13 protein-coding genes are annotated in these 12,622 nt (G+C 67.2%); 2 read left to right on the top strand and 11 right to left on the bottom strand.

Annotated features, from left to right (window positions below; all coding sequences use genetic code 11):
• The 6 genes from HWX55_RS13065 to HWX55_RS13040 form a co-directional block, all read right to left on the bottom strand.
• Positions 1–792 (bottom strand): ATP-binding cassette domain-containing protein, encoded by a 792-nt coding sequence (locus tag HWX55_RS13065; RefSeq protein WP_175975949.1) that lies wholly within the window; start codon positions 790–792, stop codon positions 1–3.
• Between the two features lie 27 nt (positions 793–819).
• Positions 820–1,566, bottom strand: coding sequence for an ABC transporter permease subunit (locus tag HWX55_RS13060; protein WP_069619749.1), 747 nt, complete (start codon positions 1,564–1,566; stop codon positions 820–822).
• A gap of 12 nt (positions 1,567–1,578) precedes the next feature.
• Positions 1,579–2,301 carry an ABC transporter permease subunit gene (locus HWX55_RS13055; RefSeq protein WP_050016578.1) on the bottom strand — a complete coding sequence of 241 codons (723 nt, stop codon included), beginning with the start codon at positions 2,299–2,301 and terminating at the stop codon, positions 1,579–1,581.
• Between the two features lie 92 nt (positions 2,302–2,393).
• Positions 2,394–3,254 carry a transporter substrate-binding domain-containing protein gene (locus HWX55_RS13050; protein WP_012337095.1) on the bottom strand — a complete coding sequence of 287 codons (861 nt, stop codon included), beginning with the start codon at positions 3,252–3,254 and terminating at the stop codon, positions 2,394–2,396.
• 332 nt (positions 3,255–3,586) lie between these two features.
• On the bottom strand, positions 3,587–4,552 hold the full coding sequence (locus tag HWX55_RS13045) for an SDR family oxidoreductase (RefSeq protein ID WP_175975948.1): 966 nt from the start codon (positions 4,550–4,552) through the stop codon (positions 3,587–3,589).
• Between the two features lie 198 nt (positions 4,553–4,750).
• Positions 4,751–5,164 (bottom strand): DoxX family protein, encoded by a 414-nt coding sequence (locus HWX55_RS13040; RefSeq protein WP_175975947.1) that lies wholly within the window; start codon positions 5,162–5,164, stop codon positions 4,751–4,753.
• A gap of 24 nt (positions 5,165–5,188) precedes the next feature.
• Between HWX55_RS13040 and HWX55_RS13035 the strand changes: the two genes are divergently transcribed.
• Positions 5,189–5,512, top strand: a complete 324-nt coding sequence (locus tag HWX55_RS13035) for a hypothetical protein (protein ID WP_175975946.1) — start codon at positions 5,189–5,191, stop codon at positions 5,510–5,512.
• Positions 5,513–5,711: 199 nt separating this feature from the next.
• Here the strand turns inward: HWX55_RS13035 and HWX55_RS13030 are convergent, their stop codons facing one another.
• Genes HWX55_RS13030 through rbsK form a run of 3 tightly spaced genes read right to left on the bottom strand, consistent with a single transcriptional unit; the run spans position 5,712 to position 9,009 of the window.
• Positions 5,712–6,659, bottom strand: a complete 948-nt coding sequence (locus tag HWX55_RS13030; RefSeq protein ID WP_124555142.1) for a dihydrodipicolinate synthase family protein — start codon at positions 6,657–6,659, stop codon at positions 5,712–5,714.
• 43 nt (positions 6,660–6,702) lie between these two features.
• Positions 6,703–8,022 (bottom strand): MFS transporter, encoded by a 1,320-nt coding sequence (locus HWX55_RS13025; protein WP_050015698.1) that lies wholly within the window; start codon positions 8,020–8,022, stop codon positions 6,703–6,705.
• 60 nt (positions 8,023–8,082) lie between these two features.
• A complete protein-coding gene (rbsK, locus tag HWX55_RS13020; protein ID WP_175975945.1) occupies positions 8,083–9,009 on the bottom strand; it encodes a ribokinase in 927 nt (308 codons plus the stop codon).
• A gap of 250 nt (positions 9,010–9,259) precedes the next feature.
• On the opposite strand from rbsK, the gene HWX55_RS13015 reads away from it, so the two are divergent.
• The gene (locus tag HWX55_RS13015; RefSeq protein ID WP_175975944.1) at positions 9,260–10,336 is read left to right on the top strand and encodes a LacI family DNA-binding transcriptional regulator; all 1,077 of its coding nucleotides are present in this window, start codon (positions 9,260–9,262) and stop codon (positions 10,334–10,336) included.
• A gap of 96 nt (positions 10,337–10,432) precedes the next feature.
• On the opposite strand, the gene HWX55_RS13010 is transcribed toward HWX55_RS13015, so the two are convergent.
• Together HWX55_RS13010 and HWX55_RS13005 are read right to left on the bottom strand one after the other, a co-directional pair.
• Complete coding sequence (locus HWX55_RS13010) at positions 10,433–11,554, bottom strand: Fic family protein (protein ID WP_208458715.1); 1,122 nt, start codon at positions 11,552–11,554, stop codon at positions 10,433–10,435.
• A gap of 92 nt (positions 11,555–11,646) precedes the next feature.
• Positions 11,647–12,558, bottom strand: coding sequence for a LysR family transcriptional regulator (locus tag HWX55_RS13005; protein WP_175975943.1), 912 nt, complete (start codon positions 12,556–12,558; stop codon positions 11,647–11,649).
• Positions 12,559–12,622 lie beyond the last annotated feature (64 nt).

Raw genomic sequence — 12,622 nt, 5'->3', positions numbered from 1 at the left:
TCAGTTCGTGGTGCGGTCGTGGTGGCTCGACACGAATTGCCGGAAGCGCTCGGAGGTCTGCCCGCCGAACACTGCGTCGGGCGTCCCGTCCGTATCGACCTCGCCCTGATGCAGGAACATCACGCGATTCGACACGTGGCGCGCGAAACCCATTTCATGCGTGACGACCAGCATCGTGCGCCCCTCTTCCGCCAGCGAGCGCATCACGCGCAGCACCTCGCCGACCAGCTCCGGATCGAGCGCCGACGTCGGTTCGTCGAACAGCATCACCTTCGGATGCATCGCCAGCGCGCGGGCAATCGCGACGCGTTGCTGCTGGCCGCCCGACAGGTGTGCGGGATAGTAGCCGCGCTTGTCCGCGAGACCGACGCGTGCGAGCAGCGCCTCGGCCTCCTCCACCGCTTCCGCTCGGCTGCGCTTCTGCACGCGCAGCGGCCCCTCGACGAGGTTGTCGAGCACCGTCATGTGCGACCACAGGTTGAAGTTCTGAAACACCATCCCGAGCTGCGAGCGAATCCGGTCGACCTGGCGCCGGTCGCTCGGATGCAGCTTGCCGTCGCGCGCGCGCTTCATCGCCAGCTCTTCGCCCGCGAGCGCGACGGAGCCGTCGTCGGGCGTCTCGAGCAGGTTCAGGCAGCGCAGGAACGTGCTCTTGCCCGATCCGCTCGCGCCGAGGATCGAGATGACGTCACCCTCGTGCGCGTCGAGCGAAATGCCCTTCAACACGTGATGATCGCCGAACGACTTGTGGATGTTTCTGACCGACAGCGCAACGGGAGCAGTGGTGTTCATCGGATTCTCTTTGAAAGGACGGGGCGCTCAGGATGCGGCGCGCTGAGGATTGCGCGCCGCCGCGGCGGGCGCACCGGACGGCTTCGGCGCACGCAGGTGCCCGGAGAGCCGCCATTCGAGCGCGCCGAGCAGGCGCACGACGATGAAGTTCAGGCCCAGATAGATGAGGGCCGCGCAGACGAACACCTCGGTCGTCCGGTAGGTTTGCTGAATGATCTGCTGCGCGACGCCCGTCACTTCCCACACCGTGACGAGGCTCGCCAGCGCGGTCGACTTGACGAGCAGCACGGCCTCGGTCGAGTACGCAGGCAGGCACTGGCGCAGCGCGATCGGACCGATCACGCGCCGCAGCAGCGCGAAGCCCGACAGGCCGATCGAATAGCCGGCCTCGATCTGCCCGACCGGTACGGCCATCAACCCGCCGCGCAGGATTTCGGCCGTATAGCCGGCCGTGCACAGCGCTAGCGACAGCACCGCGCAGACGTACGGCTCGCGCAGCACCGGCCACATGAAGCTGTCGCGGATCACGCCGAACTGGCCGAGCCCGTAATACACGAGGAACATCTGGATCAGCAGCGGCGAGCCGCGAAACACCAGGATGTAGGCGCGCGCGAAGCGGTTCGGCAGCCAGCTCGGCGACACGCGCATCGTGACGATCACGAGCGACAGCAGGCCGCCGAGCACGAGCGATGCGAAGAACAGGCCGAGCGTGGTCGGTACGGCCGCGAGCAGCTGGCGCAGCGTATCGACGAGAAATGCGAAATCGATGGACATGCCCGTTCTCCGTCAGTTGCGCGCGAAATTGCGGCGGAACGACCGGCCGACGATCGCTTCCGCCCGGTTGAACACGCGGTTCGACAAGCCCGTCATCAGCAGATACAGCGCACCGCCCGCGACGAAGAACACGAAGTACTGGTGCGTCGAATTGGCGGCGATCTGGCTCGTGCGCAGCAACTCGGCGAGACCGGTGACCGAGATCAGTGCGGAGTCCTTCAGGCTCAGTTGCCACACGTTGCCGATGCCGGGCAGCGCGAAGCGCAGCACCTGCGGCACCAGGATGCGCCGCAGCACCATGCTGCGCGGCATGCCGATCGAGCGCGCCGCTTCGAGTTCGCCTTTCGACACCGCGAGCACCGCCGCGCGATAGACCTCCGCCTGATAGGCGCCCGAGATCATCCCGACCGCGAGCGCGCCGATCACGAACGGCGGCACGCCGATGAAGCCTTCCGCGCCGAACCACTGGCCGACGGCCGTCACGAGCGTCGAGCCGCCGAAGTAGAACAGATAGATGACGAGCAGTTCGGGCACGCCGCGAAATACCGTCGTATACAGATCGCCGAGCAGGCGCAGGGTGCGGTAGCGCGACAGCTTCGCCGCCGCGATCGCCGCGCCGATCACCGCGCCGACCGCGAGCGCCGCGAGCGTCAGCGCGACCGTCATCAATGCGGCGAGAAGCAGCACACCGCCCCAGCCTTCGGTACCGAAGCCGAGCATTTCAAGAATCTCCATGCGTGCCTCCCTGCATGCGTTGAGTGAATCCGCTGAATGCGTGCCGCCGCGCGTCGTTCGACGACCTTACGCGGCGGCGGCCGAACGTGCGCTTACGGCGTGACGTCGGTCTTGAACCACTTGTCGGCGAGCTTCTTCACGGTGCCGTCCGCGAGCGCCGCGGCGATCGCCGTATCGAACTTCGTCTTCAGGTCGGCATCCTGCTTGCGAAACGCGAGCCCCTCGCCCGGCCCCCAGATCGGGCCGCCGAGCTTCGGCCCCGCGAGCACGATCGATGCGTTGTCCTTCTTCGCGTTGTTCGCCGCGTAGTACGTGACGTCGTCGAACGACGCATCGATGCGACCGGCGACCAGATCGAGATCGCGTTCGGGCGACGTCTTGTACACGCGGATCGACGCGATGTCCTTGAAGCTGTCGTTGATGAATTTCGTGTAGACGGTGCCCGACTGGATACCGATCGTCTTGCCCTTCAGCTGCTTGCGCAGCGTGTCGACGGTCGGCTTGTCCGCGTTGGCGTCGCCCGTCAGCTTGACGATCGGCGCGCCGGGCGCGGCCTTCGGCAGGATCTTCGTATCGGTAACGGCGAACGTCGCCGGCGTCGCCGCGTACGGACGCGAGAACAGCAGGATCTTTTCGCGCTCCGGCGTGATGGAAATCGCATCCATCAGGACATCGAACTTGCCGGCCTGCAGGCCGGGGATCATCCCGTCCCAGTCCTGCGCGACCATGTTGCACTGCACCTTGATCCGCTCGCACACGTTGGCGAGCAGTTCCGGTTCGAAACCGCCGAGCTTGCCGCCCGGCAGCGTGAGGTTCCACGGCGCGTAGCCGCCTTCGAGCGCGACCGTCACCGTCTTCCATTCCTTGGCCTGTACCGGTGCCGCCAGAGTGGCCGCCGCAGCCGCGATGACGCCGATCGTCCTGATTGCCCACTTGATGCGCTTGCCGTTCACGAGATTTCTCCTTGCGTTGAGATTCGCCATCCCTTCGGTGCAGCAAGCCGCCTCAGGAATTTGTCTATACAAGCATGCAAGAAGAAAAACAGCGAAGCAAGCCGTGATCAATAAAAACCGGGGAAACGCGGGAAATCCCCTAATTTCAAGGGTCTAGCGTGCATCGTTGCGGGGAATTCCGGCACATGTTTGGTGCAATTCGACTGATCGAATGCCAAGGATGACTAGACAAATTTTGAATTCGATCGTTGCTCCGCTCGACCGGGAAACGCGTCTGAGGATTGGCGCGTTGATGTCGGAGGGGGTACCGCGAGCCGTGAAGGACGCCGACCCTACCGCGCCTGCGGCGCATCGCGCAGCACGGTCCGCAACGCGGTATCGAACGGCGTCGCGTAATCGATCCCGAGCGCGCGCACGCGCGCGGCATCCAGATGGCAGTCGTACGGGCGCGGCGTCGCGTCGGTCGGCTGGGCGATCGGCGCGAGCGACGCGTCGATGCCGAGCGCGGCCGCGATTCGCTGCGCGATGTCGTACTTCGTCATCGGCTCCTCGCTCGACCAATGGCGAATGCCCGTGACGGATTCGCCCGCGAGATGGCGCAGCGTCAGGTCGCGGATGACCTGCGCGACGTCGGGCGTGTAGGTCGGGTAACGGATCGCCCATGCGTCCATGCCGACCGCGTCGGCGCCCGGCCGCGCCGACGCGACGACGGCCGGCACGAGGCTCGTGACGGCCGATTCGCTCCAGTCGGCGATCGGGCCGAAGAGCAGCGGCAGGCGCAGCACGCACGACAGCGGCGAGGCGGCCAGCAGCGCGGCCTCGCCTTCCAGTTTGGTGCGGCCGTAGATGTTCAGCGGGTTCGGGGCGGCGTCCTCGCCGTAGGGGGCTGCCTTGCCGTCGAAGACGTAGTCGGTCGAGATGCCGAGCGTCCATGCGCCGTATCGCGCGGCAAGCGCGCCGACGCGGGCCGGTGCGGTGACGTTGATGGCGCGGGCGGCGGCCGGGTCGCGTTCGCAGACGTCGGGGCGGCGTTCGGCGGCGCAGAGAATCACCGCTGCCGGTCGGTGAGTTTCGAAAACGCGTTCGAGGGACGGCTGATCGAGAACGTCGAGCTCGGCGACGTTTTCCGGCGGCAACGCGAGCAGTTTCGCGCCGGCGGTTTGCGGGTTCCGGATGGTTGCCAGCAGCGTCAGCGACGATTCGCGAGCCAGGGAGGCCGCAACCGCGCGGCCGAGCAGGCCGGAGGCGCCGATGAGGAGGATGGTTTTGTGCAGGGTCGACGGAGATGGGTTTGGCATCGGTGCGATCAATCACGGGAAACGAATGGATTATCGAGCCTATTGAATCGTAGGAACGATCGCCGCGCAACGCTTCGGTCTACTGGCTCGCATCCGGTCGCGAACATGTGCACCGATCTCTCCGTCGCCCGAAAAGGCAAAACCCGGCGCGCTCGCGCGCGCCGGGCTCCCGATACCGAACGGAAACGTCGCCCTGCGTTACTTCCGGTCGACCGAATACCGCCCCGGCCCGGTCAACGCGAGCAACAGCAGCCCGCCGATGATGCTCACGTTCTTGTAGAAGTTGATCATCGCCATGTACTGCTCCATTCCCTGCAGCGCCCAGTAGCGATGGCCGATCAGCGCGGTCGCGAGCGTATAGGCGGCGAACGCCAGCGCGAGCGGACGCGTATAGAAGCCGATCGCGATCAGCACGCCGCCCACCAGCTCGACCGCCACCGCAATCGCGGCCGCCAGCTCGGGCGCCGGGTTGCCGGTCGACGCCATGTATGCGACCGTGCCCGAGAAACCGGTCAGCTTCTGCCAGCCGAACAGCACGAACAGGATCATCATCAGCACGCGAGCGGCCAGCAGCAGCTCGTCCTTCTTCGACTCCAGCGAAACGTAACGCATAGCAATCACCCTTGAATTGACGGTTTGATGCGTCCGGTGCCGCTGCGCGCTCAATCGGCGCGCGATGCCGGCAACGGATCGCTCTTCGCGCAATCGGACGGCAAGCCATCTGGCCTGCCACCGAAGAATCCGTCCGGCGGCGCCGCGACTGGCGACACGCTCCGGACCGGTTCTGGCGAAGCACGGGTGCAGTCTACTGTCACGCCTGAAATCATCAATCCGCCGAAACACGATTCACTGTCTCAAAATAGTGGCCAATCAACGAAGATCGGTCAGCCACACGACTTCTGGCAGGCCATGCAAACCCGCCAGCCTCCCTCGCGGATCGCGGGCGGTTCGAGTTCGTGATGGTGTGAATGGCAGCAGGATGGCGTGGCGGCACGCGTTGCCGCCATCGACGTGATGGGAATCGCGGTGACCGGATTGCGCCGCGATTGCGACGCATCGTGCAAGACGGATCGTTCCAGCAGGCCACGCGCGTGCCGGCCACGTGCGCAGCACGCGATGCGATCGCGTGCCACGCCACTGGCGTGACACGCGTCCTCCGTTACAACGCAGCGATCCGCCGACGGAAATGTTCGGTACCGGCGACGATCTTGTCGAGCACCGCGTCGAGCGCCCAGAAGCGTTCGCGCACGTCGTAATCGATCGCCCGGCACTTGATCGACCCGAACGTGCCGATCCGCTGGTGATACAGCTTCGCGAGCGCCGGGTAGCCCAGCGCCTCCGAGACCGCCGAGACGACGAGGAACGTCGACAGTTCGTCGGCGAGCGCCGGATTCGACTCGCCTTGCGTGCGCAACCACCGGTAGAGATCGGGATGGAAATTCGTGAACACGCCGTTGAAACCGGCGGAGCCGGCCTTCATCGCGTCCCACGCGATCGCGGCGTTCGCGTTCAGGATCTTCAGCGGCGATCCCTCGGCGAGCGCGACGCGCCGCTTCACCGTCGCGAGATCGCAGCTCACGTCCTTCAGCATCACGAACCGACCCGTGTCGATGCACGCGCGCAGTTCGTCATCCGACAGAAGCCGACGGTAAGGCGCCGGACATTCGTACAGGCCGAGCGGGAGATCCGACGGCAGTCGCGCGAGCAACCGGTGCAGATGGTCGAGCAACGCGGCGCTGCCCTTGCGTTGCGGATCGAGCCGGTTGGTCACGAGCACGACGCCCTGCGCGCCGGATTCGGCCGCCGCGCACAGCTCGGCGACCTGCGCGTCGAGATCGTCGCTGATGTGGCCCGACGCGACGACCGGCACGCGCCCGGCCACGCGCTCGACCACGAAGCGCGCGAGCGCCGCGCGTTCGGCCAGGCTCAGGAACTGCATCTCGCTCGATTGCGCGACCGCGAACAACGCATCCGAGCCGTGCGCCAGATACCATTCGATGAGCCGCTCGAGCCCGGCGTAGTCGATCGCGCCGGCGTCGTCGAACGGCGTCAGCATCACCGGCACGATCCCCTCGATGGTCACGTTCGATTGCTGCGGATGTTGCATCGGTTTCTCCTTCCTTCAGTGAATGCGAATGCAGGCTGCATGATCACGCCGGCAACGGTCCGGGCGCGGCGTTCGCGGCCTGTTCGGGAATCGGCTTGCGCACGAGCAGCAGATAGGCCATCGCGCCGGCGAACGCGATCGCCGCCGCGGTGAGCAGCGCGGGCACGAACGACCACTTCTGCGCAATGATGCCGGTCAGGATCGGCGCCAGCGCACCGCCGATGAAGCCGCCGAAATTCTGGATCGCGCCGAGCGACGCGATGCGGCTCGGCGGTGCGGCCGCCGTCGCGAGCGCCCACGAGCACGCCGACGCCGCGTTCGCGAGAAAGATCACGACCGAAATGCATGCGAGCGCAACCGTATTGCTCTGCACGAGCGCGGCCGGAATCGTGAACGCGACCATTCCGAGCATCGCGGCCACCACCGCGTTGCGCCGGCTCACGACCGGCGACCGGCTGCGGCGCGTGACGAAATCCGACAGCCAGCCGGCGACGAGCGAACCGACGAACCCGCACAGGAACGGCACCGATGCGGCGAATCCGGTACGAATCAGGCTCATGTGCCGCTCCATCGTCAGATAGCCCGGCAGCCAGGTGAGGTACACCCAGTTCAGGTACACGGAGCCGAAGAAGCCGATCAGCATCCCCCAGGTCGTGCCGTGCGAGAACAGGCTGCGCCATTCGACGAAGGTCAGTTTCGGCGCGGCGGCAACGCTTTGCGCATCGGCATCGAGATAATTGCGCTCGGCGGTAGATAGTTGCGCGCGCACCGGATCGCGATACAGCGCGAACCACACGACGGCGACGACGAGACCGAGCGCCCCGGTCACGACGAACGCCCAGCGCCAATGGAACGAGGCCACGAGAACCGACAGCAGCAGCGGCGCAAGCGCGGTACCGAGCGGCGACGCGGCATTGAAAATGCCGGTCGGCGTGCCGCGCGCCCGCAGCGGAAACCAGTTGCTCACCACGCGCGCGGCCGACGGGAATTGCGGCGCCTCGCCGATGCCGAGCACGATGCGCGCGACGATGAACCACCCGAACGTGGACACGAGGCCGCCCGACGCCTGCGCGAACGACCAGACGATCAGCCCGATGCCGAGCAGCCGGCGCGGGCCGATGCGGTCGACCAGCCCGCCGACCGGAAACTGGCACAGCGCATAGCTCCATGAGAAGGCCGACAGCAGCAGCCCCATCTGCGCGAGCGACAAGCCGAGATCGCCGCGGATCGCCGAACTTGCGACGGCCAGCGTGCCGCGATCGAGATAGTTGACGATCCCGCTCGCCATCAACAGCGCGAGCGCGATGCGTTGACCGCGCCGGATCCGGGGCGGCGCGTGCGGAACAGATGGGTTGTCGTTCATGTCGATTGTCTCCATGTCACTGATAGGGGCCGGGTTCGGCCGTTCCGTCGCATGCGGAATTCAGGTGTCCGACCGTATGACCTCGTCGCGCGTCGGGATCGACGTCTGCGCGCCGTGGCGCGTGACGCTGATCGCGGCCGCCCGCTGGCCGAAGCCGATTGCGTCGTCCATCGACGCGCCGCCGGCCCGCGCGGCTGCAAACCCGCCGACGAACGTGTCGCCGGCCGCGGTCGTATCGACGGCCGCCACCGCGATCGCGCGATGATGGCCGCTGCCTGCGCTGCCGCGCCAGCAGACGCCGCGCGCGCCGAGCGTGACCAGCACGTTGCCGGCGCCCTTCGCGCACAGCGCCTCGGCGGCGCGCGCGGCCGACGCGTCGTCCCCGACGGCGATGCCGGTCAGCGACTCGGCCTCGGTTTCGTTGACGACGAGATAGTCGACCCGCGCCAGCAACGCATCGAAAAGCGGCTGCGCAGGCGCGGGATTGAGCAACACCGGCGTGTGGTGCGCGCTGGCGCTGGCAATCGCGCGCGCCACGGTGGCGACCGGCACTTCGAGCTGGCACACGAGCAGCGCGGCCTCGGCGATCGCGTCGCGCGCCGCGTCGATCCGATCGGCATCGACGCACGCGTTCGCGCCCGGCACGACGACGATGCTGTTCGCGCCGCCGTCGTCGACCGTGATCGTCGCGACGCCGGTCGCCGTGCCGCCGATCCGGTGCAGGTGCGTCACGTCGATGCGCTCCGCCGCCAGCGCGGCGTGCAGGCGCGCGCCGAACGCGTCGTCACCCACGCAGCCGATCATCGCGACCGACGCGCCGAGGCGCGCGGCCGCCACCGCCTGGTTCGCGCCCTTGCCGCCGTGAACGGTTTCGAACGTCGTGCCGAGCAGCGTCTCGCCCGGCACCGGCAGGCGCGGCGCGCGCGTGACGAGATCGATGTTGACGCTGCCGACGACGGCGATACGCGGTGACGGGATGCCGTTCATTGCTTGATGTAACCGCTTACATTTACGACCGACAAAATGACCGAAAAGGCCGTCGTCTCGGAAAATTTCGCCATACGGATTGGACAAGTGTCTGACATAATAGGGAATCAGCAGCAAGATAGCGCTTACATTCTGGCAGGCTCGATCGAGAATGCAAGCGGGCCATCACGAATCGAGGGTAAACAATGACGCCAATGACGCTTCTGACGGCACACGGCAGCGGCACGGTCGCCACGTGCAGAGGCAACCGATGAGCACGCCGCGCGCACGCCGCGGCAGCGGCCGCTCGGTGCTCGGCGACGTCGCGAAACTGGCCGGCGTGTCGACCGCGACCGTCTCGCGCGTGTACAACGATCCCGGCAAGGTGTCGGCCGACGTGCAGCAGCGCGTGCGCGACGCGGCGCTCGCACTGAACTGGATCCCGAATGCGGCCGGCCGCGCGCTCGCGTCCACGCGCACCCACATCACGGGCGCGATCATTCCGACCCTCGACGACCAGGTGTTCGCGTCGCAGGTCGCCGGCATGCAGACGGTCATGGCCGAGCACGGCATCACGCTGTTCCTCGGCTGCTCGAACTACGACCCCGCGCAGGCGCTCGCGCAGGTGCGCGCGATGCTGTCGCGCGGCGTCGAAGCGGTGTCGCTGGTCGGCGAAGCGTATCCGCCGGAACTGTTCGAACTCCTTGCGATGCATCGCGTGCCGTACGTCGTCACGTATGCGTACCGCGACGACAGCCCACACTGCTGCATCGGCTTCGACAACCGCGCGGCGTTCGCGCGGCTCACCACGCACCTGCTCGATCTCGGTCATCGCGATTTCGCGATCATCATGCAGCCGTCGACAGACAACGACCGCGTGCAGGCCCGGCTGCGCGGCATTCACGACACGCTGGCCGCGCACGGGCTCGCGGTGCGCCCCGTGCATCAGCACGAAGGCGCGGCCACGATCGCGTTCGGGCGCGCGAGCCTGCGCGCGATCGCCAGCAGCGACGCGGCGACGCGGCCGACCGCCGTGATCTGCGGCAACGACGCGCTCGCGCTAGGCGCGCTGCTCGAAGCGCAGGCGCTCGGCATCGACGTGCCCGCGCAGTTGTCGATCACCGGGTTCGACGACATCGCGCTCGCGCGCGAGATTCAGCCGCCGCTGACGACGATGTGGGTCGACACCGACGCGATCGGGCGCCAGGCCGCGCATGCGTTGCTCGACGCGCTCGAAAACGGCGCCACGGGGCCCGGCCATGCGGTCCAGCCCGAGTTGCGCATACGGGAATCGGCGGCGCCGCCGGCGCGGACGCAGGCGCGCGCGGCGCGGAAGAACAAGACGTAGCGGGGCAGCGCCCTGTTTACTGCATCACGTCGATCGGCAGCGTCTTGTCGAGATTGTCGTGCCACGCGTTGATCGTCTTCGGCACCGGCAATGACGTCAGCCGTCGAACGGCACCAGCTCATAACTCGTGCTCCGCCCGCCGGACGCCGAGCGCCGCAACATGCGCTGCTCGACGAGCTCCGTGATGTCGCGCAGCGCCGTGTCTTGCGAGCATTTCGCGAGAGCGGCCCACTTGGTGGTCGTCAGCTTCCCTTCGAAGCCGTCGAGCAGGCGATTCATGACCTTGACCTGGCGTTCGTTCAACGCGACGCCCGCGCATCGCTGCCAGAAGCGCGCCTTGATCAGCACCGCATCGAGCGTCGTGTGCGCATGATCGATGGCCCGACCCAGCGTGTCCAGAAACCACGCGAGCCACTCGGTGACGTCGAGCGAGCCGCGCTGCGTGCGCTCCAGCACGTCGTAATACGCGTTGCGCTCGCGCTGGATCTGCGCGGACAGGCTGTAGAAACGCTGCGGGCTTCGATCCGCGCGCGCCAGCACCAGATCGTCGAGCGCGCGCGCGATACGACCGTTGCCGTCGTCGAACGGGTGGAGCGTGACGAACCACAGATGGGCGAGCCCGGCCCGGATCAGCAACGGCTCGGCCGGCGGCGCGTTGAGCCACGCGAGAAAGCGCTCGATCTCGTGCGTCAGGCGTACGGCCGGCGGCGCCTCGAAATGCACGCGCTGCCGGCCGATCGGCCCGGAGACCACCTGCATCGGCCCGCTGGCATCCGTGCGCCATCCGCCGACCGTGATCCGCGACAGCCCTGAATAGCCGGTCGGAAACAGCGCGGCATGCCACCCGAACAGCCGCGCTTCGGTGACCGGTGCGGCCGAATGGGTCGTCGCATCCAGCACCATGTCGACGACGCCTTCGACGTGGCGATCGACCGGCGCCAGCGCGCCGATGTCGACCCCGAGCCGGCGCGCGATCGACGACCGGACCGATGCGACATTCAGGTTCTCGCCCTCGATCGCGCTGGTCTTGACGACGTCCTCCGTCAGCGCGGCCAGGCTCGCCTCGTCGCGCAACGTCAGGCCGACATCCGCCAGTCGGCCGACCAGCATGCCTTGCGCATGGCTGACGTCGGCGAGCGGCGCGGCGAGGGCCGGAAGGTCGAAGCGCCATGCCGGCCAGTCGGCCGATTCCCAGATGAAGGTGTAATCTCCGCTCATGATGCGGAGATTATCCACCCATTCGCCGCATGACTCAATAATCTCCGCAAATTCTGCGGAGATTACGCGCCCCATTCACCGCAGGCGGCCGGCTACCGTACCCGGCCCGCCGCGCTCGTCCCCGCCGGCTCCCCGAGCCGTTCCGCGAGAAACCCGATGAACGTGCGCAGCGTGACGAACCCTTCCCGGTGCTGCGGAAACACCGCATTGAGCGTGATCGGCGGCGGCACGTACGCGTCGAGCACCGGTACGAGCGCGCCGCTGTCGAGCGCCGCGCCGACGATGAAGTGCGGCAGCAGCGCGATGCCGAGCCCCGCGATCGCGGCGTCGCGCACCACTTCGCCGTTGTTCGCGACGAGCGGCCCCTGCACGTCGAACGTGCGCGCCGCGCCGTCGACGCGGAACTCCCAGCCGACCCGCCGCTCGCGCCCGTACAGCACGCACGTGTGGCCGGCGAGATCGGCCGGCGTCTGCGGCGCGCCGTGCCGCTTCAGATAGGCGGGGCTCGCGCACGCGATCATCCGCCACGCGCCGAGCGGACGCGCGATCAGCGTCGAATCCTCGAGCGAGCCGATCCGCAGCACGAGGTCGAAACCCTCGCCGATCAGGTCGACGCGCCGGTCGGTCAGGTCGAGATTCAGCCGCACGGCCGGGTGCGCGGACAGGAATTCGGCGATCAGCGGCGACACGTGCGTGATCCCGAACGACAGCGGCGCGCTGATCTTCAGCGAACCATGCAGCTCGGTGCTGCGCACCGACATCGCCTGCTCGGCGTCGGCGATCTCCGCGAGGATCCGCTGCGCGCGCGCATAAAACTCCTGCCCCGATTCGGTCACCGCGAGATTGCGGGTATTGCGATGCAGCAGCCGCACGCCGAGCGACGCCTCCAGCGCCATCGTGCGCCGGCTGACGAACTGCTTGGACAGCATCAGCTGATCGGCCGCCGCCGTGAAACTGCCTGCGTCGACGGTCGCGACGAAGATCCTCAGGTCGTTGAGTTCCATATTGTCCACTCCAGAGCGACAGTCATTATCTCTACAGCGATTTATTTGTCAAATCGATTGACCT

The sequence above is a fragment of the Burkholderia sp. BCC1047 genome (assembly GCF_902833155.1).
Lineage (GTDB): Bacteria > Pseudomonadota > Gammaproteobacteria > Burkholderiales > Burkholderiaceae > Burkholderia > Burkholderia sola.
This window is presented reverse-complemented; position numbering and strand designations above follow the sequence as displayed.